A 24,846-nucleotide genomic window follows, 5' to 3' on the forward strand; every position below is an offset into this window, starting at 1 on the left:
ACTTCCTCAGCTCAACTTATCGGGCGCGAATTTCGCTCTTGTCGCCGCGACGATCCGCGACATGCGCGACCCGTTCGAGCCTTTGACCATGACGACGTCGCCTGACCGAATTGCGGCGAGCGCGGCTTCTTCCAGCTCGAGCGCCGTGGCGCGATGCGCGGCGCGCATCGCCTCCGGCGCGGCGTAATAGAGGCGCTGCATTAGCGGGCCCGCCGTGAAGAGCAGGTCGACATTATTGCGCAGGAGATCGCCCGCAAGATCGGCATGAAGCTCCGCGCCTTGCGGCCCGAGCTCCAGCATATCGCCAAGCACGGCGATGCGCCTCCCGCCCGCGCCCGGCGCCGTCGCGCCCAGCAGATCGAGCGCCGCGCGCATCGAGGTGGGATTGGCGTTGTAGCTCTCGTCGATCAGCGTGAAATCGCCCGTGGCGGCCGCAAGCGTCTCGCGCTGTCCGCGGCCCGGGGGCGGCGCGAATTCGGCGAGGGCCGCGGCGGCCTTGTCGAGATCGAGATCGAAAGCGACCGCGATGAGCAGCGCGGCGAGCGAATTCAGCGCGATATGCTTGCCCGGCGCGCCGATGCGATAGGCGAGGCGCCGGCCGAGAATGTCGGCCTCGACCTCCGCGCCCGCGTCGATCTGCTTGTAGGACAGAAGCCGCGCCTGCGCGCCTTCCGTCTCGCCGAAATCGAGAATATGGCCGGCATAGGCGCCCGCCGCGTCCGCGAGGCGCTGATAATATTCGTCGTCGCGATTGACGATCGCGACGCCGCCTTCAAGGCCGGAGAAAATCTCGGCCTTGGCGTCGGCGATCGCTTCGATGGAATCGAAATGTTCGAGATGCACGGCCGCGACTTTCGTCACCACGGCGACATGCGGGCGCACCTGCGCGACGAGGCCGGCGATCTCGCCGACGTGATTCATGCCGAGCTCGAAGACGCCGTAGCGCGAGGAAGCCGGCATGCGCGCAAGCGTCAGCGGCACGCCCCAGTGATTATTGTAGGAAGCCGCCGAGGCGTGCGTGTCGCCGAAACGCGACAGCATCAGCCGCGTCATGTCCTTGGTCGAGGTCTTGCCGACCGAGCCGGTGACGGCGGCGATGAAGGCGCCGGTGCGGTCGCGCGCGCGCATGCCCAAAAATTCGAGCGAGCGCTGCACGTCCTTCACGACGAAGAGCGGCCCGGCGCCGGCGAGCCCTTGCGCATGGGCTTCGTCAATGACGGCGGCGGCGGCGCCCTTCTCGAAAGCGGCGCGCACGAATTCATGGCCGTCGCGGGCCTCGCCCTTGATGGCGACGAAGAGATCGCCCGGCTGCAGCGTGCGCGTGTCGATCGAGACGCCCGTCGCCTCGCGCGCCAGCGAACCGCTGATGCGCGCCTGCAAGGCGCCGACGAGCGCCAGCCCCGACCATAGGGGTTCCTGCTTCATGAACCATGCTCCTGCAGCGCTTTCGCGACCGCTTCGTGATCGGAAAAGGGCAATATGCGATCGCCGACGATCTGGCCAGTCTCATGCCCCTTGCCCGCGACGACGAGCGCGTCGCCTTCGCGAAGTCCGGCAATCGCGCGGGAAATAGCCTTGCCGCGGTCGGCGATCTCGATGATTTCCGCCGGTCCCGCGCCTTTGGCGCCTGCGACGATGGCGGCGCGAATCAGCGCGGGCTCCTCGCTGCGCGGATTGTCGTCGGTGACGATGGCGATGTCGGCGGCGCGCGCGGCGATCTCGCCCATCAGCGGACGCTTGCCCTTGTCGCGATCGCCGCCGCAGCCGAAAACGACGGTGAGGCGCCCCTTGGTCAGCGGGCGCACCGTCGCGAGAACCTTCTCCAGCGCGTCGGGCTTGTGGGCGTAATCGACGAAGACCGGGGCGCCGTTTCTGGCGCCGACGAGTTCGAGGCGCCCTGGCGCGCCCTTGAGATTGTTCAGCGCGCCGAAAACGCGCGCGGGATCGTCGCCGGAGGCGATGGCGAGCCCCGCCGCGACGAGCGCGTTCGAGGTCTGGAAGGCGCCGGCGAGCGGCAATTCGACCGCGTAATCCCTGCCGGCGTGGCTCAGCGCAAGAGACGTCGCCAACGCATGGGCGCGCGCTTCCTTCAGCGCGATCGCCTCGCCTTTCGCGCCAACGCCAAAGACATTCAACCCGCGCGCCTCGCAAATTTCCGATACGCGCGCCGCGACGTCGCTGTCCGCGTCGATCACCACCGTCTGGCCGGGCTGCATGAGCGTGTCGAAGAGCCGCATCTTCGCCGCGAAATAGTCTTCCATGTCGCGGTGGTGATCGAGATGGTCGCGCGAGAAATTGGTGAAGCCCGCGACGGCGAGGCGCACGCCGTCGAGGCGGCGCTGATCGACGCCAAGCGACGACGCCTCCATCGCAAGATGCGTGATCCCGCGCGCGGCGAGTTCGTCGAGCGTCTTCGCGAGTTCGACTGGCCCCGGCGTCGTGAGCGAGCCGTAATGGGCGCCCTTGGAGTCGACAATGCCGACGGTTCCGAGCGACGCGGCTTCATGGCCGAGCGCCGCCCATATCTGGCGCAGAAAGGCGACGACCGAGGTCTTGCCGCTCGTGCCCGTCACTGCGACGATCGTCTGCGGCTGACGCGGATAGAAACGCGCGGCGGCGAGCGCCACAGAAGAGCGCACGTCGGGAACGACGACGAGCGGCAAGGCGCAGTCAGCCTCGCGCTGCGCAATGACCACAACCGCGCCCTTCGCGCGCGCGTCCTCGACGAAAGACAGTCCGTCGCCGGCATGGCCGGGAATCGCGAAGAAGGCGAAGCCCTCGCCGATCGCGCGGCTGTCGGCGGACAGGCCGGCGATTTCGAGTCCCGCGAGCGCGGGATCGAGATCGTTTCTGGCGAGGAGCTCGGAGAGACGCATCAGTGGCCGTGACCTCCGGCGGCGGGAATATTGGCCATGCCGAAACCGAGCTTGGCGAGGAGCGGGAAGGGCTGGTGCGGCGGCTCGAAGCGCGGCGCGAGGCCGAGCACCGGCCCGGCGCGCTCGATGATCTCGCCCGTCACATAGCCGGCGTTGAAGGCCGCCGTCGCATGGCCGCCATCCTCGGGCAGGCCCTGCGGCTCGTCCATGATGGTGAGGAAGAGATATTTCGGCTTGTCCGACGGCGCGACGGCCATGAAGGTCGTGAACAGGCGGGTCTTCGAATAATGGCCGCCAATGACCTTTTCGGCCGTGCCGGTTTTGCCGCCGACATAATAGCCGTCAATATTGACCTTCCGCGCCGTGCCGATCTCCGCGTTGAGGCGCATGAGATAGCGCATGGCCTCGCTGGTTTCCGGCTTGATCACCTGCACGGCGTCCTTCATCGCCTCCTCATGCGTGCGCTTGATGAAGGTGGGCGTCATGAGATAGCCGCCATTCATCAGCGCGCCGACCGCCATCATCGCCTGCAGGGGCGCGACCGCGAGGCCGTGGCCGAAGGCGATGGTCATGGTGTTCAGCTCGCTCCAGTTCTTCGGGTAGAGCGGCTCGGCGCTTTCGGGCAATTCGGTGCGCATGCGCGTGAGCTGGCCCATCTTGCGCAGAAAGACCTTGTGCTTCTCGACCCCCTGCCCCATCGCCATGCGCGCGGTGCCGATATTGGACGAATAGGTGAAGACCTCCGGCACGGTCAGCGCGCGGTTCTGCGCGTGATAGTCGTGAATCTTGAAGCGGCCGAAAGAGAGCGCGCCGCGCGCGTCGAGACGCGAGTTGAGATTGACCTTGCCCGAGTCGAGCGCCATCGCGATCGTCAGCGCCTTGAAGGTCGAGCCCATCTCATAGACGCCGACATTCATGCGGTTGATATGGATCGGGTCGAGCGCCTCGGTCGGCTTGTTGGGATCGTAATCGGGAAGCGAGGCGAGCGCGATCACCTCGCCCGTATTCACCTCCAGGATCGCGGCGGCGCCGGCCTTGGCCTTGAAGCGCGCGACGCCCTTCTCCAATTCGTCGCGCAGCGCATGCGTCGCGCGAATGTCGAGCGAGAGCGTGATCGGCTGGAGATCGTCCGGCGTCGCGCCGAAGCCGAGATTGTGGAGATCGGCGAGCCCCTGCCCGTCAATATATTTCTCGATGCCGGCGATGCCCTGATTGTCGATATTGGCGAAGCCGAGCACATGGGCGCCGATCGGCCCATTGGGATAGACGCGCTTGTTCTCGGCGATGAGGCCGACGCCCGGCAGGCCGAGATGAAACACTTCGTCGCGCTGATGCGGCGTGACCTCGCGCTTCACCCAGACGAAGCCTTTCTTCGAGCCGAGGCGCTCGCGCAGCTCCTTCGAGTCCACATCGGGCAGAACGGCGGTGAGCAGCTCCGTCGCCTCGTCCTTGTCGATCAGGCGGCGCGGCTCGGCGAAGACCGACATGACCTTCACGTCGCTCGCCAGCACCTCGCCATTGCGGTCGAGAATGTCGGGACGCGAGGCGGAGACGGCCTCGGCGGCCGCGCGGCGGATCGTCGCCGGCTCGGGCTTGAAGCCGAGATAGACGAGCTTGGCGCAGATGACGCCGTAAAGCGCGAGGAAGCCCAGCGCGGCGAGCCGCATGCGCGGCGCGCTCGAGTCGAGGCTCGTCGAAAAGGCGGCGCGGATCATGCCCGCATATTTCGACGGCTTCCTTCCCGGACGGGCCGGCGGCGTTTCGAGCATGTCCGGCATGTGCTGACGCTCTGTCATGGCTTCTTCTGCTCGCGGCTCTGGCTCTGTTGGCTGGCGCCCGGCGCCTTGGCCGTCGCCGCGATTTTCGGCGTCGCGGCCTTGGCTTTGGGCGTGTCGGATTTCGGCGTGGTCGGCGTCGCGGACGCGGCGGCGGGCGTCGCGGGGAGGCCCAGGCCGATCTCGCTGAGCTTGGCGCCGATCGAATCGCCGCGCATCTTTTGCGGCAGCGCCGTGGCGGAGACGAGCTGCGTCAATTGAAGGGGCTTCAAATCAGGCAGATATTTGTCGGCGAGCGGCTGTAAGCGCTCGGGGCGCGTCATATAGGCCCAATCCGCCCGCAAGACGGCGATGGCGTCGCGCTCCTGCTTGATCTCGATCTTGGTCTTGGCGATCTGCTCGGCGCGATAGGCCGTCTGATATTTGATCGAATAGGCGTAGACCGCCGAGCCGATGAGCGCGAGGATCGCGACGATGTTGAGAAGCCGGAGCATCAGACTTTTCCCTTGTCGCGAATGGGGAGACGCGCGAGCCGCGTGAGCTTGTCGCCGAGCGGCAAAGGCGGCGCCGATATGCGCGTCGCGCAGCGCAGCTTGGCCGAGCGGGCGCGCGGATTAGCCTCCGTCTCCTCGCGCGTCGGCGCGATGGGCTGACGGCCTTCGCAGATAAAGCTCGCGGGCGGCGGGACGGCCTCTCCCGGCAGGCGGCGCGAGCCGGTCTCGCCGCGTCCCGAGCGCTCGGCGAGAAACTGCTTGACGATGCGGTCTTCGAGCGAATGGAAGGTCACGACGGCGAGGCGGCCGCCCTCGGCGAGCGCGCGCTCGGCCGCGGAAAGAGCGTCGAGCAACTCGCCGAGCTCGTCATTCACCGCGATGCGCAGCGCCTGAAAGCTCTTCGTCGCCGGGTGAATATCGCCCGGACGCCCCGGCGCGACGCGGGCGATCATCTCGGCGAGCGGCTTGGTCGAGGTGAAGGGCGCGAGCTTGCGGTCATGGACGATAGCGCGGGCGATGCGGCGCGCGGCGCGCTCCTCGCCGTAGAAGTAGAAGATGTCGGCGAGCGTCTCCTCATCCGCCTCATTGACGATGTCGGCGGCGGAAAGGCCCCTGCCCTCCATCCGCATGTCGAGCGGGCCGTCGCCGCGAAAGGAGAAGCCGCGCTCGATTTCGTCGAACTGCATGGACGAGACGCCGATGTCGAGGACGACGCCGTCGAGCGGGACGAAGCCCTGCGCCGCCGCAACCTCTTCGAGTTGCGAGAAGCGGGCTTCGACCAATGTGAGGCGCCCGCGCGCCTGCGAGACGAGATCGGCGCCCGCCGCGATCGCCGTCGGGTCCCGGTCGAGCGCCAGAACCTTCGTGTCGGCGGCGGCGAGAATGGCGCGCGTATAGCCGCCGGCGCCGAACGTGCCGTCGAGATAGCGCCCGCCGTCGCGCGGACGCAGCGCCTCGACCGCCTCGCGCAGCAGCACGGGCACATGCCGCGCCGGGCCGTCTTCGCCCGGCAACCGATCCGCGCCGCGCTCCTTCTCCATCACGCTCGCCCTCGCATTGGCCCGCGCCTGCGCCGGAATGCGCCGGAAAAGCGCCGCCGGGCCCGAGAAAGGCCGGCTCGCGGTCACGGAGCGTCGCGGCGAAATCGATTGGCGGGTCATTTGTTTTTCAAGGCGTCGGCGAAGCGGCGGGAGCCGCAGCGCCTCCTCCGGCGCCAAACAGCATTAAGCTTTGTTAGTATTAAGGGAGGGTTACTGATAGCCCGGAGCAGCCATATGAACGCCGGCCGTGAGCGAATCCCTCCCCTTTAAGGGGACGGCGGCGCAGCAAAGCTGGGCCGGATGAGGTAAAGCCCCCATCAATGTGGCGGCGGCAAGAACCCCACCCGCCGGTCTTCGACCGCCGACCTCCCCGTAAAGGGGAGGTATTGGCGCCAACTCCATGACTATCGATCGCCAATTCGCCCTGACCGGCGCTTTACGTCAAATGCTGGCGGCCGCCCATCCCTCCCCTTTACGGGGAGGGTGGCGCGCGGAGCGCGACGGGTGGGGTAAAACCCCTTCGCCGCCGCCGCGCGAACCCCACCCGGCGGCCTTTGGCCGCCGACCTCCCCGTAAAGGGGAGGTGTTTCAGCGGCTCTCACGCAGGATGGGCGCCAGCCGGCCTGTAAGCCGGGTTCTGTATGGCGCGGACCGGTTTCCCGGCGCGCGCGTGACGGCCATTCCTCTGGGACGGTCGTCGCCGACCGCCTCGAGCAACCAACCCGGGCGACATCCCGGAGACGGGTTGAAGGTTTCTGGCCTTCGGTCGCCCCTATTCGGTTTTGCTCCCGGCGGGGCTTGCCATGCCCTCGGCGTTACCGTCGAGGCGGTGCGCTCTTACCGCACCCTTTCACCCTTGCCGGGCTTGCAGCCCGGCGGTTTGCTTTCTGTGGCGCTTTCCCTGGGGTCGCCCCCGCCGGACGTTATCCGGCGCCGTGTCTCCGTGGAGCCCGGACTTTCCTCTGCATGACGCAGCGGCCGTCCGGCCGACTGGCGTCATCAGGGATAGGGAGCGGACGCCGCGAGGTCAAGGCGGGGCGCCTGGGATTATTGTCCCAGACCCCGCATAAGCCGCGCGAAGCGCTGCGGGATCGCTTCCCGCCATGTCATGCGCCTTGATTCTCGCACGCGCTCCGAGACGAGCGCGCCCGCCGCAAGGCCGAAGGCGAGCGCGATATAGGACGCCAGCATCGACTTCTTTGAGAGCACCAGCTCCCAGCCGGGGGTGAAGCGCTTGGGCGTCGCGCCATAATCGACCACCCAGGCGATCCCCGACATCACAAAGGCGTCGCGCAGCAGGTTCATGAGCGTGCGCGGCGGGTTGAGCGCCAGCCAGGCCTCGAAGGGCGCCGCCCAGAAGATGGCGGACGCTTGATGCGTGGCGAAGCCGACAAGCGTGTGGCTGGCGCTTGGCAGCTCGACATTCGCGGCTTCGTCGCCCTGCGCCCAATGGCTCGTGGCGTTGATCGGCTGCAACGCGCCCTTGCCTTCCATCTTGGCGAGCGCCGCCAGCGCCGCCGCCGACACCAGGGCGGCGACGGAGCCCGTCACGACAGCCGACAGGCCGAGTTCAGACCATCTGCCGTTTACGACATTGCTCATGCGCGTCCTCCTCCAAATGTCCTCGCAAGCAGCAACCGCATCGGACGGGCTTCGTTCCGTCGCTTCCAGCAGGGCGATTTATGCTTTAAGGCCCGGACATGAGCGCGGCGCGGGATGAGTCGGAGGGAGCGCAGGTCGTCGACGTGCTGGCGCCTGTCGCCGTCGACTCGCTATACTCCTATCTCGCGCCGCCGGCGCTCGGCCTGCGGCCGGGCGACAGCGTCAGGATTCCGCTCGGAAGGCGCGAGGCCTATGGGGTCGTCTGGTCCGTGGCGGACGGCGCCTCCCCGCGCGGCAATCTCAAGACCGTCGCCGCGCGGCTCGAGCGGCCGCCGCTCTCGCAGAAGCTGCGCGACTTCATCGACTGGCTCGCCCGCTATACGCTGACGCCGCGCGGCATGGCGCTGCGCCTCGCCACCCGCGCCGCCGAGGACGCCGAGGCCGACGCGCCGCGTCTTCTCTACCGCGCGACCGGCGCCAGGCCCGCGCGTCTCACGCCCACGCGCGCGCGCGTGCTGAAGGCGGCGGAAGGCGGAATGGCCTTCGCCAAGAAAGCGCTCGCCGACGCCGCGGCCTGCTCGCCGGGCGTGATCGACGCGCTTGTCGACGAGGGAGCCATCGAGACCGTGGCCGCGCCGCCCGAGCCCGTCGCCGGCGCGCTCGATCCCGATTTCGCGGCGCCCGCGCTGGAGCCCGCGCAACGCGCGGCCGCCGACGCTTTGGCGGAAGCCGTCCGCGCGCGCGGCTTCAAGCCTTTCCTGCTCGAAGGCGTCACCGGCTCCGGCAAGACCGAAGTCTATTTCGAGGCGATCGCCGCCGCGCTGAAGGATGGCGGACAGGCGCTCGTGATGATGCCCGAGATCGCGCTCACGGCCCAATTTCTCGAGCGCTTCGCCGCGCGTTTCGGCGAGAAGCCGGCGGAGTGGCATTCAGGCGTATCGGGCCGCAAGCGCGCGCGCATCTGGCGCGCGGCGGCGACGGGCGAGCTCTCCGTCGTCGCGGGCGCGCGTTCGGCGCTGTTCCTTCCCTTCCGCGACCTGCGTCTCATCGTCGTCGACGAGGAGCATGAAGGCGCCTATAAGCAGGATGACGGCGCCTCTTACCATGCGCGCGACATGGCGGTCCTTCGCGCGCGCATCGAAAACGCGACGATCGCGCTCGCCTCGGCGACGCCGTCGATCGAAACGCGCGTCAACGCCGAGCGCGGGCGCTATGGCCATCTGCGCCTCGACGCGCGCGCCGGCGCCCGCCCCATGCCGATCCTCGAGTCCATCGACATGCGCGTCGAAGGTCCGCAGCGCGGGCGCTGGATCGCGCCGCGTCTCGCGCTCGCCGTCGGCGAGACCATTGCGCGCGGCGAACAGGCGCTTCTCTTTCTCAATCGTCGCGGCTATGCGCCTCTGACGCTCTGCCGCGATTGCGGCCATCGCTTCCGCTGCGCGCAATGCGACGCATGGCTGGTCGAACATCGCTTTCGCCGCGCGCTCGTCTGCCATCACTGCGGACATACGGAGCGCCGCCCCGATACGTGCCCCGAATGCGGCGCGGAGGACGCGCTCGCCGCCTGCGGCCCCGGCGTCGAACGTCTCGCGGAGGAAGCGGCGACGCTCTTCCCCGATGCGCGCATTCTCGTGCTCTCCTCCGACTTTCCCGGCGGCGCGGAAAGGTTGCGCCATGAGCTCGACGAAATCGCAAAAGGCGCTTTCGACATCGTCATCGGCACGCAGCTCGTCGCCAAAGGCCATAACTTCCCCCATCTCACGCTCGTCGGCGTCGTCGACGCGGATTTAGGATTGGGCAGCGGCGATCCACGCGCGGCGGAGCGCACCTTTCAATTGCTCAATCAAGCGACCGGACGCGCCGGACGCGGGGACAGACCGGGTCGCGCGCTCCTACAGACCTTCCAGCCGGAGCACCCCGTCATCGCCGCGCTGCTCTCGGGCGACGCCGAAAAATTCTACGCGCAGGAGATCGCTCTGCGCGAACGCGCGGGACTGCCCCCCTTCGGGCGCCTCGCCGCGCTCATCGTCTCGGGCAAGGATGCGGCGGAGACGGAGGCGCATGCGCGCGCGCTGGCGCGCGCCGCGCATGAATTGCCGCCCAATCCGCGCTATCGCGTCGCCGCGCTCGGCGGCCTGCCCGAAACAGGCGAGATCATGATGCTGGGGCCGGCCGAGGCGCCGATCGCGCTCATTCGCGGCCGCTTCCGCTACCGCCTGCTCGTAAAGGCGCCGCGCAGCGCCGACGTGCAGTCGTTTCTGCGCGATCTGATCGCGGCGGGACCGAAAGAGCGCGGCGGCGTGCGCGTGCAGATTGATATCGATCCGCAGAATTTCATGTAATCCCAAGCGAAGCGGCGGATGGTTGAAGGCCGAGCCGTGCGCCACAGATAGGTCTGATCCCGAAGCGCCTCCTGGCGCTTTGCCTTCTCTGTAAGGGAGGAACATTGATGATCAGGTCAATCTTCTTCGCCGCGCTTGTCTCCTGCGCCTTCGCCGCGAGCGCGCCCTTCGCCTCCGCGACGCCCCTCGCGCCGAAGACGTCGCCCGGCCTCGACGCCGCGCAGCAGGCGCATTCCGTGCGGATCTGTGATCGCGATCGCTGCTGGTGGTCTCGCGGCCATCACTTTGGAGACGACCATTGGGGTTATGGCCGCCGCTGGCGCGGAGACCGCTGGCATCGTGATTGGGACGACGACGATCGCGACTGGGATCGTTGAAGCTTTTTTTGAAGCCCAGCGACAGAGGCTCGCGGCTCTGCCGCGGGCCTTTTTTCTTTCGCTTCTTCGCATCGTCGCGCCGCTTCCGGCAGGTTTGGAAATCCGCGTTGAAAGGGCGTACGCGCGCGACAGATACGACGGACCGAACCGCCGGCCGTCCCCCGTCGAGCCCTGTGTCGGCGGTTTTTTCCGAGCTGGAAAGGACGAGACGATGAGGAAGACGCTTCTCCTGTTGACGGCTGCGTCGGGCGCGCTCGCGGTCGCTGCGACTGCTTCACGCGCGGCCGCGCCGACGCGTCCCATTCTCGATGCTGGCGTCACGCAGGCGCATGCGGTCCGAATCTGCGACGAGGATGGAGACTGCTGGTGGTCGGACGGCCGTCATCGCGGCGGCTATTGGGACGATCGCCGCGACCGCTGGCGTCACGGCTATCGCGACGACGATTACTACGGACGCGCCCCGCGTGATCGCGACTGGGATCGCGACGATTTCCGTCGCGAGCGCGGCATGCGCGACCGCGAGCGGGGCGATCTCGATCGCGACGAGGATCGCGACCGCATGGGACGCGGCGCGGACAGAGACCGCGACCGCAGCGCGCGTGACGATAGCTGGCGCGACCGGGACAAGGATTTGCGCACGGGCGCCGATCAGGGGATGAAAGAGCGCGGCGAACAGTCCGGCGCGCAGACCAATTCGGAGAGCGGGAAGAATTGACATGCAACGAAGCGAGCCGCTACGCGGCGGCTCGCTTCACGCGCCGCCGACGACGCGGGCGACGACCTTGGCCGTGTAATCAACCATGGGCACGATCCGCGCATAGTTCAGCCGCGTCGGGCCGATCACGCCCAGCGCGCCGATGATGCGGCGCTCGCTGTCGCGCAAAGGCGCGGCGATCATCGAGGAGCCGGAGAGCGAGAAGAGCTTGTTCTCCGAGCCGATGAAGATGCGCACGCCCTCGCCCTGCTCCGCGCGTTCGAGAAGATCGATCACTTCCGTCTTGGTTTCGAGATCGGCGAAGAGGAGCCGCACGCGCTCGAGATCGACCGCCGCCGTAAGATCTTCGAGCAGATGCGCCTGCCCGCGCACGATGAGCTGGCGGCTTTCGCTCGACGCGCCCGCCCAGCTCGCATAGCCCGCCTCGACAAGTCGCGCGGTCAATTCGTTGAGCTCGATTTGCGCGGCGCGGCGCGACGCTTCGATGCCCTCGCGCGCCTCGGCGAGCGTTCGTCCCGTTATCCGCGCGTTGAGATAGTTCGCCGCCTCGATCAGCGCCGAGGCGGGCAGATCGCGCGTGACGCGAATGACGCGGTTCTCGACCGTGCCGTCGTCGGCGACGAGAATGGCGAGCGCCCGCTCGGGCTCCAGCCGCACGAAGTCGATCTGCTTGAGCCGCACATTCTCCTTGGACGCCACGACGACGCCGGCCACGCGGGTGAGGCCGGAAAGCAGGCTCGTCGCCTCGGCGAGCACGCCCTCCAGATCATGGTCCTTGGAGGCGGCTTCGACCTCCGCCGCGATACGGGCGCGCTCCGCCTCCTCTATGTCGCCGATCTGCAGCAGCGAATCGACGAAAAAGCGCAAGCCGAGCTCGGTCGGCAGACGGCCGGCGCTCGTATGCGGGGAATAGATGAGGCCAAGCTCCTCGAGATCCTGCATCACATTGCGCACCGAGGCGGGCGACAGCGTCATGGGCAGGATGCGAGATAATTGGCGCGAGCCGACCGGCTCGCCGGTCGTCAGATAGCTGTCGACGAGCAGGCGGAAGATTTCCCGGGAGCGCTCGGTCAACACTGAGAGGTTGGATGCCGGCGGGAGGATCGGCGACGGTCGGATCATGGGCGGGAGAATAACGCATCGGCGCGCCGCGTCGAGGCCGGGGCCGCGCGCGGGAAAAGCCCGCCAAACAAAAAGCCCGGCCGCATGGGCCGGGCTCCTGACCGGAAGAGTTCCCAGCCGTCTTTAGAGACCGAGATTCGCGATGCCGAGCAGCGCGCCGATGCTCTTGAACTGGTAGTTGACGCCGACGCGCGCCATATGCGTGTCGAAGCCGTTGCCCTGGAAGGTGCGATAGGCCGCCGGGAAAGCGAGGCCATTGCCGTTCGTGCCCTGCAGGCTCGAATAGAGATATTCGGCCTTGACCGAGATATTGTCGAGCGCCGCATATTCGAGGCCGCCGCCGACCGTCCAGCCGGCCTGCCACTTCGAGGCCGAGGTGGGGAACAGGAAGCCGCCGACATTCTCGACGCCGCCCGTGAACAACTGGCCATAGGCGAGACCGCCCGTGACGTAAGGCAGGAAGCGGCCGAAGGCGTAGCCGATGCGGGCGCGCTCCGTGCCGAACCAGCGCAGGCGGCTGCGCAGGCCCGCGCCGCCCCAGCCGCCGTTATTGTTGCTGCTCACGTCGGCATAGCTGAAGTCCGATTCATAGCCAAGCACGATGTTGTTCGGCATCTGCCAGAGGGCGCCGCTCTGGACGCCGACCAGGAAGCCGCTGGTGCCGTGCGACGATTCGGCGTGATTCCAGGCGAAGGCCGGCGCGAAGGAATAGACGCTCGAAATATAGTTCGCCGAGCCGCCGCCATAGCCGCCGCTGATGCCGAAATGATAGCCCGACCAGCTGAAAGGAGCCGGGGCGGGCGGCGGCGGGGGCGCCTTGTAGCTGGGCAGATCGGCGGCCGCAGCCGCGCCCATCGCCACTATCGACGCCAGCGCGCCGAAAACCGTAGCCTTGAACGTCATAATGGTGCTCTCCAATTACAAGGCCGCCCGGTCGTCGGAGCAGCAGGATGATGAAGAAAGTAACATCCGGAGATGGACGAAGAAATTATCGCCTGCCCCGCCCGGTCGAATTTACCGGCGGCGTTGCGCCCGCGTCACACTGATGCGTAATTCTCTGTTTCCAATTGAGAAGCATTTAAGGATGCGGACTTAGCAGGGGCTCGGCCAGCGCGGCCAAGTTTCGCCGATAGGCCGCGAGCGAGAAGCGCGACTCATAATAGGACGAGGCGGGGCTCGCGGCCCGACGCGAATCACCCGGCGCAAGCTTCTCGGCAGCGGCGCCAAGCGTCCTTGCGAAGTCGTCCGCCGTCTCGACCACAGTCACACCGGCAAGGCTGAAGGCGTCGCCATCCATTCCGCGAAGCGCCTGCGGGGTCGCGATGATCGGCAGGCCGCTCGACATGGCCTCCACGGTCTTGATGGAGAGGCCCGTGCCGCCGATCGTCGGAAGCAGGACCAGCCGGGCGTTGGCGTAGATCGCGCCCGGATCGTCGACGCGGCCGAGGAACCAGGCCTTGTAGGCTTCATATTGCTCCGGCGCGCGGGCGCGGACTCCGGCGTCGACATTGCCCGCGATCTTCACCGTCACGCCGGGCGTCTTGGGCGCGACCTCGCGCAGGAACCAGATCACGCTCTCGACATTCGCCGTATTGTTGCTGGAGACGATGACGATGTCCGGCCCGCCGGGCCCGGCCGGCGCCGGAGGCGTCGGAGGATAGAGCAGCGCATGGCGCTTTTCCGGCAGCAGCGCGCGGAAATCGTCGGCCTCCTGCGCGTTGAGATGCAAGAGTAGATCCGCGCCGCGCATCGCCGCCAGCTCTTGCGCCAGCATCGCTTCGTAAGTGACGCGCGGCGAAAGCCAGGGCATGCGCTCATTGATCAGCGCGAACTGGCGCGCCTGCAGATCATGCGTGTCGAGCATGACCGGCGCACGGCCTTTCGCGAGACGCCGCGCGACGGGCATCAGGAAGAAATGGTTGCAATGGACGAGGTCGAACTCCCGCGCCGCGACCTCCGGCGATAGCCTGGCCCGCTCGGCCATGCCGAGACGGATCGACGCCTGATCGCCATGGATATAAGGCCAGAGCGTCCGCGTCAGAAAGCGCGGACCCAGCATGGCGTGGAAGGGCGCGCCGCCATGATAGCGCGGACCGGCGTCGAGCTCAGGCGTCGCCTGCGCGAAAGATTTCCAGATCCAGCGGCGGCCCGGAACGAAGCCCGGATCGGAGCTGATCGCGATGGGCGAAACCTCCGCTTCCATCGCACGGTAGGCCTCGATCTGGCCAAGCACCACCCTATAGGTGCCGCACGAGTGCCAGGCCGGATGCACGAGCGCGACGCGCCGGCCGGCGAGACCCGCCCCGCTCATGCGGAAAGCGTCTCCAAAGCCCCCGCCAGCGCCCGCGCATAGGCGTCGAGGCTGAAAGCCCGATCATACAGCATGCGCGTGTCGCTCGCCGCCGCCGGCGTGTCGCCGCGGTCGGCTCGGGCCTGGGCCTTGCGCCAGAACCGGGCGAATTCGGCCGCGTCATGCGCCACGGAGACGTTGGAAAGCGTCGAGGGGTCGATCTGCATGCCGCGGAAGGCGCGCGGCGTCGCGATGATCGGCGCGCCGCAGGCGAGCGCCTCCACGGCCTTGATCGAGAGCCCATGGCCCTCCACGGTCGGCAGCAGCACGCAGCCCGCCCGTTTGTAGACCAGGGCGATATTGTCCACCCGACCCATGAAGAGATGGGCGTTCGCCTCGTAGAACTCGGCGTCGCGCTTCTTCACGCCCGCGTCAATATTGCCGTAGATCGAGACCTTGGCGCCGCCGGCCTTCGGCGCGACCTCGTCGAGGAACCAGCGCAGACTCTTGTAATTGGCGTAATTGTCGCTCGCGACGATGACGATCTGCGTCCCCGCGGCGCGCGGCACGTCCGGCACGGCGGGATAGATCAGCGCATGCCGGGCCTCGGGCAGGAGATCGCGGAAGTCGCGATATTCCTCCGCGTTGAGATGCGAGCAGAGATCGGCGCGCCGCATCCAGTCGAGCTCCACCTTCAGCATGTCCGAATAATCGGCGTAAGGCGGGATGAAAAAGCCGCCCTGATTGCGCAGCGCGAATTGCCGCGCCTGAATGTCCTGCGTCTCCAGAATGACGGGAATGCGCTTGCCCTGCTTCAACCGTTCGACGAAGGGCAGCGTGAAGAAATGATTCGCATGGATGAGGTCGATCGACTCCGCGTCGATCTCCTGGGGCAGCGGCGCCCGCCTGGCGATCTCGATCAGCCACGAGGCCTGATCGCCATGGACGAGCCGCCAATAGCCCCTGGCTAGAAAGGCCGGCGACAGCAAGGACGCGGTCGGCGCGCCGGAATAATAGCAGCGGTTGGCGCCGATATTCCCGGCCGCGTTCAGATAGGCGTCCCAGCGCGCTCCCTCCGGCGCCGCCGGGCCGAGCGCGTCCATCATGGCGACGGAGAGGACGCGCGCCCCGAGCGCCCGATAAGCGGCGATCTGACTGACATTCACCTGATAGCTGCCGCAGCTATGCCAGGCGGCGTGGACGACGGCGACGGTTTTCCCAGCCAGCGGCTTGCCCACAGGCGGCGGCGCGGCGCTCGCCTGCGCCTGCGAAAACTCGTCCAAGAGACCGCCCCCTTGCTTTTGCCCGAATTTTATCAGTACACCCCCGTATATGAGCCTTCGTCTCCCGAATCCACCCCTTCGCGCGCCCGAGTCCGAGACCGGCGCTCCCGCCCCGGCCAAGCGCTACGGCGTCGCGATCGTCGGCAACGACAAGATCATCGACTGGCTGCTGCCCTTCCTCGAAAGCTACCGCGACACCAATTCGTCGCTGCCGATCTATCTCATCCCCTATGACGACAATGTGGAGATGACGAAACGGGCGGCCGACATTTACGGGGCGACCTATGTGGCCGAGGAGCCGGTCGAGATCGACAAGCTCTCTCATGAGCTCTATCCGGGGATCTTCAACAACAACCGCCGCCGCCTGCGCAAGCTCCAGGCGCTCGCTCTGCCGCTCGACGAAGTCGCCTATGTCGACGTCGACGTCATTCTCTTCCGCGACTTCACGCCGCTCTTCGGGAAGCTGGAGGCCGGCAGGACGGAATTCGTCGTCGCCTCGCCGAGCTTCGAATATGTCTACAATGACAGGCGCGGCAAATATCCCTTTCTGAAGGACGTGCTGCTCTTCAACGACGGCTTCTGGGTCACGTCCAGCAAATTCCTGAAGCTCTCCGACTTCATCGAGACGATGAAGGCCGACGCCGAGATTTTCCACGACGTGCGCAAGCGCGGGCAGCTCTTCGCGCAGCCGCTCGTCAATTTCGTGACCCACCGCAAGGGCTTGAAGATCGAGCTCTTGCCCAATGTCGTGCCGGGCTCCTCGCATGAGAGCTTCTACAAGGCGCCGGGCGTGACCTTCCGGGACGGCAAGCCCGTCGACGTCGACGGCAAGGAGATCTATTTCGCCCATTGGGCCGGCGCGGTCGCCCTGCCCTCGCGCGGCGTCTTCGACCCCGCCTGGACGGAATATTCCAAGGCCGCCTGGGCGCGGTTCAAGAAGTGATGCGCTTTAACCCGTCATTGCGAGCGCAGCGAAGCAATCCAGGGGCCGTGATGCGGCTCTGGATTGCTTCGCTGCGCTCGCAATGACGGCGAGGAGCGCCCGGCATGCCCCGGCTTCTCTTCAGCTACCTCTTCAAGCGCGTGGGCTTCAACGTCCTCGTCGTGCAGCTTGCGCTGTCGGTTCCGGTCGTCCTGTCCTATCTGCTCTATCAATTGCCGCCGGCCGCCGTGCGCGGCGGGCTCGTCATTCCCGCGCTGGTCGGCGTCACGCCGACCGTCGCCTATGTAACGCTGCCCATGGCCGTCGGCGTCGCCACGGCGCTCGAATTCTCGCGCATGGCGAGCGAGGGCATGATCGCCGTGCTCTATGCGCTGCGGCTTTCCGCCTGGTCGATCTGCCGCCCGGCGCTGTCGCTCGCCGCCGGCGTCGTCCTGCTCGGCTACATCCTCGCGAATTTCATCGCGCCGCATTACACAAGCAACATGCAGGACGTTCTCAACGTCATCCGCAATTCGCTCAATCACCGCATGCTCGACGCGGCGCATTTCTACACCTTCTCGAACGGCGTGAAGACGCTCTATATCGAGCGCTGGATCACGCCGGACATCGCCGCCAATCTCTTCGTGCGGCAGATTTCCATCGAGAAGATGCAAGAAGAGACGATTACGGCGGCGCGCGCGGAGTTCCGCCGCAACGAGTCGGGCGTGATCGTCGCGCTCTCCAATGGCAGCATCCAGACGCGCTCGATCACGAGCAATGAGGTGCGCATCGCCAATTTCGACGAATACGCCATGGCGCTTCCGATGCAAGGCAGCGGCTCCCTGCCCGACCGCGGCTGGAAAGGCGTCTATGAGCTCTCGGCGGGCGCCTTCCTGTCGAGCTGGGAGCTGGCGAAGCTCGACAAGCGCCAATATGGCGAGTGGATGGCGGAAGCGGCCAAACGTTTCGGCGTGCCGGCGCTCGCCATCGCCCATACGCTGCTCGCCATGGCGCTGACGCTCACTTTCGGCAACATCACCGGCCGGCGCGGCGCGGCGGGGAGCCTCACCATCATCGCCATTCCGGCCGCGCATATCGGCTTTCTCGTGGCGCTGGAATCGCTTCTGCGCATCAGCGCGTGGTTCGCGATCCTGCTCGTCGCCGCAGCCGCCGCCGAGGCGCTGCTCTCCGCTTCGCTCATCGCCAAGGTGAATTACAGCCCGAAGCCGAGGCGCTATGACTCCGCCGTCCCGACGGCGGCGGTGCCCTACCCCGCCGCCTGACTTTCCTCCGCGATCATCGCCGCCCGGTAATCGGCGATGATCGGAGCCGGCTCGCCGATTTCCTTCACGACGCCGTTCTCGAGCCACAGCACGCGGTCGCAAAGGCTCTCGAGGAAATCGAGATCGTGCGAGACCATCAGGATCGTGCCGTGATGAGCGAAATCCCGGATGTATTTCTCGCATTTGCGCTGAAAAATCTCGTCGCCCACCGACAGCGCCTCGTCGACGATCAGCACGTCGGCGTCGGCATGGGCGCAGATGGCGAAAGCGACGCGCGCAATCATGCCCATGGAATAGGTGCGCATCGGCTGCTCGAAGAAAGGACCGATATCGGCGAAGGCGGCGATGCGCTCGATGCGGGCGTCGACCTCTTTCTTCGACAGGCCGAGGATCGCCGCGCCGATGCGGGCGTTCTCCCGGCCGGTCAGCAATCCGTCGAAGCCGGAGCCGAGAGCGAGGATCGGCGCGATGCGGCCTTGCACCTCGAACCGGCCTTTCGTCGGCATGGTGATGCCGCAGAGAATCTGCAGCAGCGTCGTCTTGCCCGCGCCGTTGCGCCCGACAATGCCGACGCGCTCGCCCTTCTCGACCGTGAAGGTCATGTCGTGCAGGACCCACTTCTCCTTGTAGAATTTCTTCCACAGCCCGAAGAGGATCTGCTTCAACTGGTCGTTCTGATGCGCGTAGAGCTGGAACGCTTTTCCGATGCCGCTACAGCGGATGGCGGGCTCAGATGACATCGACGATGACCGATTTGTAGCGCATGAAGAACTGGTAGCCGCCGATGAACACGGCGTAGGAGGCGGCCACGACGAGGAGATAGCCGAAGACGTTCGGCACATGGCCGTCCAGCGCCACGGCGCGCAGCATCTCGATATAGTCGCCCACAATGTTGAGCCGCAGCCACATCGCGGTCGAGGCGGACATCTGCGCGATCTGATCGAGCCGGTAGAAGATCGGCGTGGCGAACATCAGCACCGGCACGATCGACGCCATGACATGCGCCACGTCGCGCGTGAAGGCGCCGAGCGCCATCAGGAACCAGACCACGCCGAGGATGAAGAGGAAGAACGGGACGGCGAGGAACGGCGTCAGCACGATGGTGAGCGGGATCGTCCCCGCCGTCAGCAGCCGGAAGACGATATAGACGCCGAAGGCCACGCCCGCATAGGTGAAGGCGCGGATAGTCGCGGTCCAGGCGATGGTCTCGCTCGGAAAGATCGAGCGCTTCACGAAATTCACATGCTCATGGAGCAGGACCGGCGCGCGATAGGCGAGCTCGCTGAAGAGATTGAAGACGATCAGTCCGATGAAGATGCCGCTCGCATAGTCGGCGACGCTCATGCCGGCGGAGAGTTGCGGCACGGTGATCGAGAACAGCGTCGTATAGGTGAGCAGCATGACGAGCGGCGAAAGCACCGCCCAGGCCGGGCCCAGGAAGGAGCCGCGAAAGCGCGAGATGAATTCGCGCCGCACCACGGCGCGGATGAGCTCCCGGTTGCGCCAGGCCCGCTCGAAGGGGGCGACATAGGCGGGCGGGATGGCGGCGAGCAACGGTCTGTCGTCCTTTCCGAAGCGGCGCCCGTCGGCGCGACGCCCGCATAGACCAGTTCCGGCCGGGCGCTGTCAATGGCGGGGCTTTAACGGCGGCGGAGCGATTGAGTAAAGGACGATGCTCCTCGCCCTCATGCTGAGGAGCCGCCAAAGGCGGCGTCTCAAAGCATGAGTGGCTACGCAGGAGCTGTCTCGAAGCACGAGGGCAAGCTCCAGATTTCGGGAAATGAAGGTTTCCTCGTCCTTCGAGACGCCGCCTCCGGCGGCTCCTCAGGATAAGGAAACCTTCACCCGATCGCCCTGGGTCGCGTGTAAGATCGCCGGCCAGGAGGAGACGACGATGCTGACGCGCCGGCAGGCCATCACGACTCTTGGCGTCGCCGGGGCGGCGTTGAGCCTGCCATGCGCCGCTGAGACCGACTACCGGGTTGGCCCCTGGACCGGCGACAATTTCATCCCGATGCACGCGATCCGCGATGGGCTGGCGAGCCTGCCCCTCCCCGCGCCAGAGCGGCGGGTGGAGATCGCGGTCGTCGGCGGCGGCCTCGCGGGCCTCGCCGTCGCGACGCTGCTGCGCGACCGCGACCTGTTGGCGCTCGAACGCGAAGCCGAACCCGGCGGCGTCGCGAAATCCGGCAAATGGCGGGATGTCGACTATGCGCTGGGCTCGGCCTATCTGGTCGACCTTTCCGAGCCTTACGGCGCCTTCTACGACCTGCTGGGTCTCGCCCCCAAGCCGGCGCCCGCGCCGGAAAACCGGCTGATAACGACCGAGACGGGCGCCGCGAACGCCTTCGACGGCGCCTTGCGCGGCCCTTACGAAAAATTGCGCGCGCGGATAGAGCGCCTCGTCGAGAGCCCGGATTTCCCGCGTCTGCCCATCGAGGCGGCGTCCTCCGGCGCGCTCGCCCTCGACCGCCTGTCCCTACAGGATTTCCTGCGGCGGGAGCAGGTCGATCCCGCCCTTTTCGGCTATCTCGACGCCTTCTCGCTTTCGGCCCTGGGCGCGCCGTCGGCTGAAATCTCCGCCTATGCGGGGGTGAATTTCCTCTCCGAGATCGCCGGACGCATCTACGCCTTTCCCGGCGGCAACGCCGCGCTGGCGAGGGCCATGACGGCCCGGATCGCCGCCGCCGGGACAGGCCGCATCGTGACCGGCGCCTCGGTCTATGCGGTGGAGCCGGCGGAAGGCGACGAGGCCCGCCTGGCCTGGTTCGACGGGCGAGACTCCAGCCGAACCCATTGCGTCGCTGCGAAATGGGTCGTCGTCGCCGCGCCCTATTTTTTCGCCGCGCGCATCGTCCGGGGGCTGGATTCCGCCGCCAAGGCGCGGATGCAGGGCCTGCGGCAAGGCGGCTACCTCGTCGCCAATTGCTGTTTCGAGGGCGCGACGTCGACAGGCGCCTATGATTGCTGGACGCCCGAGGCCGAAAGCTTCACCGACATCGTGGACGCCGGCTCGGTTCTCGGCGGCGCCCGGCCGAAAGACCATGGCGTGCTGACGGTCTATGCGCCGTTTCGCGATCCCGATCTCGGCCGCCGGCGGATGCGCGACGGAGACGGCGCGGCTTTCGCGGCGCCCGTGGTCGAGGAATTGCGTCGTTTTTTGCCCGAGGCCTTTGCGGAGGCGCGGCTCGCCGAGATGCGCCTCACCCGCTGGGGGCACCATCATCTCGTCGCCGCGCCGGGGATTGTCGAGACGATGCGCGCTTTGCCCAAGCGCATCGGCAATGTGCTGCTCGCCCATTCCGACGGCCAGGGCATGCCCGCCGTCGAAAGCGCGATAACCGAGGCGCACCGCGCCGTGGCCGTCATCGAGCGAGGCTGAGCGCTACTCGACCGTCACGCTCTTGGCGAGGTTGCGCGGCTGGTCCACGTCTTTGCCCATGAAGGTCGCGACGTGATAGGCCAGAAGCTGCGCCGGAACCGCGTAGACCAGCGCGGCGAAGGGGCCGGCGACCGTCTCGGGCATCTCGATATAGCCCGCCAGATCGGCCGCCGCCTCATGCTTCGCCCGGGGCGAGCCGATCAGGATCAGATGGCCCCCGCGCGCGGCGACTTCCTGAAGGTTGGAGACGGTCTTTTCGAGACTCGCGTCCGGCGGGGCCAGCACGATCACCGGCATGGCGTAGTCGATGAGCGCGATCGGGCCGTGCTTCAGCTCGCCCGCCGCATAGCCCTCGGCGTGGATATAGGACAATTCCTTGAGCTTGAGCGCGCCTTCCATGGCGAGCGGAAAGCACGGGCCACGGCCGAGATAGAGCACGCTCGAGGCGCGCGCCACGTCGCGGGCGACGGGCTCGATCGCGGCCTCGCGGTTCAGAGCCTCCGCCATCTGGCCAGGCGCGGCGATCAGTTCCGAAACGAGCGCGCGCTCGCTTTCGCGGGTCAGCACGCCGCGCGCGCGGCCCAAGGCGAGAGCGAGACAGGCGAAGACCGCGAGCTGGCAGGTGAAGGCCTTGGTCGAGGCGACGCCGATCTCCGGCCCGGCGAGGGTTTTCGCCACCGTGTCGCTCTCGCGGGCGATGGTCGAGGTCTCGACATTCACGATGGAGAGAATGTGCTGGCCGCGCTCTTTGGCGTAGCGCAGCGCCGCGAGCGTGTCGGCCGTCTCGCCCGATTGCGAGACGAGGATCGTCAGCCCGTTCTCCGGCAGCGGCGGGTCGCGGTAGCGGAACTCCGAGGCGATGTCGATCTCAACCGAGAGGCGGGCGAAGCGCTCGAGCCAGTAGCGCGCGACGAGGCCAGCGTAATAGGCCGTGCCGCAAGCGGAAATCGTGATGCGGGACAGGGCCTTCGCGTCGAAAGTCGTTTCGAATGGCAGGCGCACCACGCCTTCGGCGAGGTCGATATAATGGGCGAGCGTGCGGCCGACGACCTCGGGCTGCTCATGAATTTCCTTCGCCATGTAATGGCGGTAATTGCCCTTGTCGACCATGAAGGAGCCGGCCTGCAGAGGCTGCCGGCGGCGCTCCACCTTCGCTTCCTGCGCGTCGAAGAATTGGACGCCGTCGCGGCGCAGAACGACCCAGTCGCCCTCGTCGAGATAGGCGATGGAGGTCGCGAAAGGCGCGAGCGCCAGCGCGTCCGATCCGAGATAGGCGCCCTCGTCGCTCCAGCCCACCGCCAGCGGCGAGCCGCGGCGGGCGCCGATCAGAAGATCCGGCTGGCCGTCGAACAGGAAAGCCAGCGCAAAGGCGCCCTTGAGGCGCTTGAGCGCCGCGGCGACCGCGGCCTCGGGCGTCATGTCCGCCTTCAGCCCGTCGGCCACGAGATGGGCGACGACCTCCGAATCGGTCTCCGAGGCGAAGGCATGGCCCTTGGCCTTCAGCTCCTCGCGCAATTCGCGAAAATTCTCGATAATCCCGTTATGAACCACCGCGACGCGCTCATTGGCGTGCGGATGGGCGTTGGCCTCGTTGGGCTTGCCATGCGTCGCCCAGCGCGTATGGCCGATGCCGACCGCGCCGGCCATGCCCCCGCCCGCAAGCTTTTCTTCCAGATTTTTCAGCTTGCCGGAGGCGCGCAAGCGGGTGAGCCGCCCATTTTCCAGCGTCGCGATTCCGGCCGAGTCGTAGCCGCGATATTCCAGCCGCTTCAGCGCTTCGACGAGCTGCCCCGCGACGGGACCTTTTCCCAAAATTCCAACAATTCCGCACATGGGCCGCCTCCGAAAGGGATTGTTGCAAGAGCGTCGCCAGTGAGAGGCGAAGATGCGGTCGTAATAGGGAGAGAGTTAAAATGGCGCGGCAATGGCGGCTATTTCTTCGCCTTTTTGGCCGCCTGGCCGGAGCGGAAGCTCGCCGCCCAGCCAGCCTTCTCCATCTGCCGGCCGCGAGCGACCGCGAGCGCGTCCGCCGGCACGTCCCGGGTGACGACGGAGCCGGAGCCGACATAGGCCCCCGCCCCGACCGTCACCGGCGCCACGAGGGCGGAGTTGGAGCCGATGAAGGCGTTCTCGCCGATCACCGTGCGATATTTTAAGAAACCGTCGTAATTGCAGGTGATCGTCCCGGCGCCGATATTGGCGTTCGCCCCGATGTCGGCGTCGCCGATATAGGTGAGATGGCTGACCTTCGCGCCCTTGCCGATATCGGCGTTCTTGACCTCGACGAAATTGCCGACCTTCGCCTCTTCCGCGAGCGCCGCGCCGGGGCGCAGCCGCGCGAAGGGGCCGACATTCGCGCCGGCGCCGACGCGCGCGCCTTCGAGATGCGAGAAGGCGTGAATGACGGCCTTGTCCCCGATCGAGACGCCGGGACCGATGACCACATGCGGCTCGATGACGACGTCGCGGCCGAAGACCGTATCCGCGCAGAGGAAAACCGTCTCCGGCGCGATCATGGCGACGCCGGCGGCCATGGCGGCGCGGCGCAGGCGATTCTGGGCGACGGCCTCCGCCTGGGCGAGCTGGATGCGGTCGTTGACGCCGAGCACTTCGGTCTCGTCGGCGAGAACCACCCGGGCCTCGCGCCCGGCGGCGCGCGCGATCTCCACGATGTCGGTCAGGTAATATTCGCCCTTGGCGTTGGCGTTTCCGATCCGGCCGAGCCAGTCGAGCGCGTTCCGTCCATCGAGCGCCATGAGCCCGGCGTTGCAGAGCCGGACGGCGCGCTCCGCCTCGCTCGCGTCCTTCTCCTCGCGAATGGCGGCGAGGCGGCCGCGCTCATCCTGCAACAGGCGGCCGTAACCGAAGGGATCGGCCGCGACGAAGCCCAGCGCCGCGACGCCGGCGCCCAGCGCGAGCGCGTCGCGAAGCGCGCGGATCGTCGCGCCGGAAACGAGAGGCGTATCGGCGAAGAGCACGAGCAGATCGTCGCAGCCGGGGGCGGCCGCCTCGCGCGCCGCCAGCACGGCGTGAGCCGTGCCGAGCCGCTCGGTCTGCACGAAGGTCCTCGCGCCGGGGCAAAGCCTCAGCGTCTCGGCGCGCACGTCGTCGCGGCCCGGCCCGATCACGACCGCGACCGTCTCGACCCCCGCCTCCGCGACGGCGGCGAGGACATGGGCGAGCATCGAGCGCCCCGCCACCTGATGCAGGACCTTCGGCCTATCTGATTTCATCCGCGTCCCCTCGCCGGCGGCGAGGACGATCGCGAGCGCTTTGCGGGGACTCGGCATGGGGCGCCTTTGGTTGGCGGCGCGCGCCGGCATGGCGCCGCTTGCGGCCCGTT

The 24,846-nt window shown here is 67.2% G+C and carries 20 protein-coding genes and 1 other RNA gene; 6 read left to right on the forward strand and 15 right to left on the reverse strand.

All coding sequences use genetic code 11. The annotated features are described in order from the left end of the window. Window positions 1–6 precede the first annotated feature (6 nt). The 7 genes from ACV7JP_RS00535 to ACV7JP_RS00565 all read right to left on the reverse strand — a co-directional run bounded on the left by ACV7JP_RS00535 (window position 7) and on the right by ACV7JP_RS00565 (window position 7,787). Window positions 7–1,425, reverse strand: a complete 1,419-nt coding sequence (locus tag ACV7JP_RS00535) for a UDP-N-acetylmuramoylalanyl-D-glutamyl-2,6-diaminopimelate--D-alanyl-D-alanine ligase (RefSeq protein ID WP_457797340.1) — start codon at window positions 1,423–1,425, stop codon at window positions 7–9. Further along, window positions 1,422–2,876, reverse strand: coding sequence for a UDP-N-acetylmuramoyl-L-alanyl-D-glutamate--2,6-diaminopimelate ligase (locus ACV7JP_RS00540; RefSeq protein ID WP_457797341.1), 1,455 nt, complete (start codon window positions 2,874–2,876; stop codon window positions 1,422–1,424). The genes ACV7JP_RS00535 and ACV7JP_RS00540 overlap by 4 nt, the downstream gene beginning before the upstream one ends. After that, window positions 2,876–4,654, reverse strand: coding sequence for a peptidoglycan D,D-transpeptidase FtsI family protein (locus tag ACV7JP_RS00545; protein ID WP_457799129.1), 1,779 nt, complete (start codon window positions 4,652–4,654; stop codon window positions 2,876–2,878). The genes ACV7JP_RS00540 and ACV7JP_RS00545 overlap by 1 nt, the downstream gene beginning before the upstream one ends. A 14-nt stretch (window positions 4,655–4,668) precedes the next feature. After that, the gene (gene ftsL, locus ACV7JP_RS00550) at window positions 4,669–5,145 is read right to left on the reverse strand and encodes a cell division protein FtsL (RefSeq protein WP_457797342.1); all 477 of its coding nucleotides are present in this window, start codon (window positions 5,143–5,145) and stop codon (window positions 4,669–4,671) included. Next, window positions 5,145–6,185 (reverse strand): 16S rRNA (cytosine(1402)-N(4))-methyltransferase RsmH, encoded by a 1,041-nt coding sequence (rsmH, locus tag ACV7JP_RS00555; RefSeq protein WP_457799130.1) that lies wholly within the window; start codon window positions 6,183–6,185, stop codon window positions 5,145–5,147. The genes ftsL and rsmH overlap by 1 nt, the downstream gene beginning before the upstream one ends. A 610-nt stretch (window positions 6,186–6,795) precedes the next feature. Continuing rightward, window positions 6,796–7,179: RNase P RNA component class A (gene rnpB, locus ACV7JP_RS00560), an RNA gene on the reverse strand. 53 nt (window positions 7,180–7,232) lie between these two features. Then, entirely contained in the window at window positions 7,233–7,787 is a 555-nt protein-coding gene (locus ACV7JP_RS00565) for a hypothetical protein (protein WP_457797343.1), read from the reverse strand. Between the two features lie 98 nt (window positions 7,788–7,885). Here ACV7JP_RS00565 and ACV7JP_RS00570 point away from each other — a divergent pair, with 98 nt between their 5' ends. The 3 genes from ACV7JP_RS00570 to ACV7JP_RS00580 all read left to right on the forward strand — a co-directional run bounded on the left by ACV7JP_RS00570 (window position 7,886) and on the right by ACV7JP_RS00580 (window position 11,221). Beyond that, on the forward strand, window positions 7,886–10,129 hold the full coding sequence (locus ACV7JP_RS00570; RefSeq protein ID WP_457797344.1) for a primosomal protein N': 2,244 nt from the start codon (window positions 7,886–7,888) through the stop codon (window positions 10,127–10,129). 107 nt (window positions 10,130–10,236) lie between these two features. Next, on the forward strand, window positions 10,237–10,506 hold the full coding sequence (locus ACV7JP_RS00575; protein WP_457797345.1) for a hypothetical protein: 270 nt from the start codon (window positions 10,237–10,239) through the stop codon (window positions 10,504–10,506). A gap of 211 nt (window positions 10,507–10,717) precedes the next feature. Continuing rightward, window positions 10,718–11,221 carry a hypothetical protein gene (locus ACV7JP_RS00580; RefSeq protein ID WP_457797346.1) on the forward strand — a complete coding sequence of 168 codons (504 nt, stop codon included), beginning with the start codon at window positions 10,718–10,720 and terminating at the stop codon, window positions 11,219–11,221. Window positions 11,222–11,257: 36 nt separating this feature from the next. Here the strand turns inward: ACV7JP_RS00580 and hrcA are convergent, their stop codons facing one another. The 4 genes from hrcA to ACV7JP_RS00600 form a co-directional block, all read right to left on the reverse strand. Beyond that, a complete protein-coding gene (gene hrcA / locus ACV7JP_RS00585; protein WP_457797347.1) occupies window positions 11,258–12,343 on the reverse strand; it encodes a heat-inducible transcriptional repressor HrcA in 1,086 nt (361 codons plus the stop codon). Window positions 12,344–12,466: 123 nt separating this feature from the next. Beyond that, window positions 12,467–13,246 (reverse strand): outer membrane protein, encoded by a 780-nt coding sequence (locus ACV7JP_RS00590; protein WP_457797348.1) that lies wholly within the window; start codon window positions 13,244–13,246, stop codon window positions 12,467–12,469. A 175-nt stretch (window positions 13,247–13,421) separates the two neighbouring features. Next, window positions 13,422–14,654: a glycosyltransferase gene (locus ACV7JP_RS00595; RefSeq protein ID WP_457797349.1), complete on the reverse strand. Its 1,233-nt coding sequence runs from the start codon at window positions 14,652–14,654 to the stop codon at window positions 13,422–13,424. Further along, the gene (locus tag ACV7JP_RS00600; RefSeq protein WP_457797350.1) at window positions 14,651–15,916 is read right to left on the reverse strand and encodes a glycosyltransferase; all 1,266 of its coding nucleotides are present in this window, start codon (window positions 15,914–15,916) and stop codon (window positions 14,651–14,653) included. The genes ACV7JP_RS00595 and ACV7JP_RS00600 overlap by 4 nt, the downstream gene beginning before the upstream one ends. Window positions 15,917–15,965: 49 nt before the next feature. On the opposite strand from ACV7JP_RS00600, the gene ACV7JP_RS00605 reads away from it, so the two are divergent. Then, the gene (locus ACV7JP_RS00605; RefSeq protein ID WP_457797351.1) at window positions 15,966–16,859 is read left to right on the forward strand and encodes a hypothetical protein; all 894 of its coding nucleotides are present in this window, start codon (window positions 15,966–15,968) and stop codon (window positions 16,857–16,859) included. Between the two features lie 104 nt (window positions 16,860–16,963). Then, complete coding sequence (locus ACV7JP_RS00610; RefSeq protein WP_457797352.1) at window positions 16,964–18,121, forward strand: LptF/LptG family permease; 1,158 nt, start codon at window positions 16,964–16,966, stop codon at window positions 18,119–18,121. On the opposite strand, the gene ACV7JP_RS00615 is transcribed toward ACV7JP_RS00610, so the two are convergent. After that, window positions 18,106–18,861: an ABC transporter ATP-binding protein gene (locus tag ACV7JP_RS00615; RefSeq protein ID WP_457797353.1), complete on the reverse strand. Its 756-nt coding sequence runs from the start codon at window positions 18,859–18,861 to the stop codon at window positions 18,106–18,108. The genes ACV7JP_RS00610 and ACV7JP_RS00615 overlap by 16 nt on opposite strands. After that, window positions 18,851–19,675, reverse strand: a complete 825-nt coding sequence (locus ACV7JP_RS00620) for an ABC transporter permease (protein ID WP_457797354.1) — start codon at window positions 19,673–19,675, stop codon at window positions 18,851–18,853. Before ACV7JP_RS00620 ends, ACV7JP_RS00615 begins: the two co-directional genes overlap by 11 nt. A 226-nt stretch (window positions 19,676–19,901) precedes the next feature. Here ACV7JP_RS00620 and ACV7JP_RS00625 point away from each other — a divergent pair, with 226 nt between their 5' ends. Next, a complete protein-coding gene (locus tag ACV7JP_RS00625) occupies window positions 19,902–21,503 on the forward strand; it encodes an NAD(P)-binding protein (protein ID WP_457797355.1) in 1,602 nt (533 codons plus the stop codon). A 3-nt stretch (window positions 21,504–21,506) separates the two neighbouring features. Here ACV7JP_RS00625 and glmS read toward each other — a convergent pair whose 3' ends face one another. Then, a complete protein-coding gene (glmS, locus tag ACV7JP_RS00630; protein WP_457797356.1) occupies window positions 21,507–23,336 on the reverse strand; it encodes a glutamine--fructose-6-phosphate transaminase (isomerizing) in 1,830 nt (609 codons plus the stop codon). Between the two features lie 98 nt (window positions 23,337–23,434). Continuing rightward, window positions 23,435–24,793, reverse strand: coding sequence for a bifunctional UDP-N-acetylglucosamine diphosphorylase/glucosamine-1-phosphate N-acetyltransferase GlmU (gene glmU / locus ACV7JP_RS00635; protein WP_457797357.1), 1,359 nt, complete (start codon window positions 24,791–24,793; stop codon window positions 23,435–23,437). Window positions 24,794–24,846: the final 53 nt, after the last annotated feature.

The organism is Methylocystis sp. S23 (genome assembly GCF_054106005.1).

Bases quoted from the DNA above. Each gene is read 5' to 3' on its own strand.
- ACV7JP_RS00535 (WP_457797340.1), bottom strand. From the start codon at position 1,425: ATGAAGCAGGAACCCCTATGGTCGGGGCTGGCGCTCGTCGGCGCCTTG.
- ACV7JP_RS00540 (WP_457797341.1), bottom strand. From the start codon at position 2,876: ATGCGTCTCTCCGAGCTCCTCGCCAGAAACGATCTCGATCCCGCGCTC.
- ACV7JP_RS00545 (WP_457799129.1), bottom strand. From the start codon at position 4,654: ATGCCGGACATGCTCGAAACGCCGCCGGCCCGTCCGGGAAGGAAGCCG.
- ftsL (WP_457797342.1), bottom strand. From the start codon at position 5,145: ATGCTCCGGCTTCTCAACATCGTCGCGATCCTCGCGCTCATCGGCTCG.
- rsmH (WP_457799130.1), bottom strand. From the start codon at position 6,185: ATGGAGAAGGAGCGCGGCGCGGATCGGTTGCCGGGCGAAGACGGCCCG.
- ACV7JP_RS00565 (WP_457797343.1), bottom strand. From the start codon at position 7,787: ATGAGCAATGTCGTAAACGGCAGATGGTCTGAACTCGGCCTGTCGGCT.
- ACV7JP_RS00570 (WP_457797344.1), top strand. From the start codon at position 7,886: ATGAGCGCGGCGCGGGATGAGTCGGAGGGAGCGCAGGTCGTCGACGTG.
- ACV7JP_RS00575 (WP_457797345.1), top strand. From the start codon at position 10,237: ATGATCAGGTCAATCTTCTTCGCCGCGCTTGTCTCCTGCGCCTTCGCC.
- ACV7JP_RS00580 (WP_457797346.1), top strand. From the start codon at position 10,718: ATGAGGAAGACGCTTCTCCTGTTGACGGCTGCGTCGGGCGCGCTCGCG.
- hrcA (WP_457797347.1), bottom strand. From the start codon at position 12,343: ATGATCCGACCGTCGCCGATCCTCCCGCCGGCATCCAACCTCTCAGTG.
- ACV7JP_RS00590 (WP_457797348.1), bottom strand. From the start codon at position 13,246: ATGACGTTCAAGGCTACGGTTTTCGGCGCGCTGGCGTCGATAGTGGCG.
- ACV7JP_RS00595 (WP_457797349.1), bottom strand. From the start codon at position 14,654: ATGAGCGGGGCGGGTCTCGCCGGCCGGCGCGTCGCGCTCGTGCATCCG.
- ACV7JP_RS00605 (WP_457797351.1), top strand. From the start codon at position 15,966: ATGAGCCTTCGTCTCCCGAATCCACCCCTTCGCGCGCCCGAGTCCGAG.
- ACV7JP_RS00610 (WP_457797352.1), top strand. From the start codon at position 16,964: ATGCCCCGGCTTCTCTTCAGCTACCTCTTCAAGCGCGTGGGCTTCAAC.
- ACV7JP_RS00615 (WP_457797353.1), bottom strand. From the start codon at position 18,861: ATGTCATCTGAGCCCGCCATCCGCTGTAGCGGCATCGGAAAAGCGTTC.
- ACV7JP_RS00625 (WP_457797355.1), top strand. From the start codon at position 19,902: ATGAAGGTTTCCTCGTCCTTCGAGACGCCGCCTCCGGCGGCTCCTCAG.
- glmS (WP_457797356.1), bottom strand. From the start codon at position 23,336: ATGTGCGGAATTGTTGGAATTTTGGGAAAAGGTCCCGTCGCGGGGCAG.
- glmU (WP_457797357.1), bottom strand. From the start codon at position 24,793: ATGCCGAGTCCCCGCAAAGCGCTCGCGATCGTCCTCGCCGCCGGCGAG.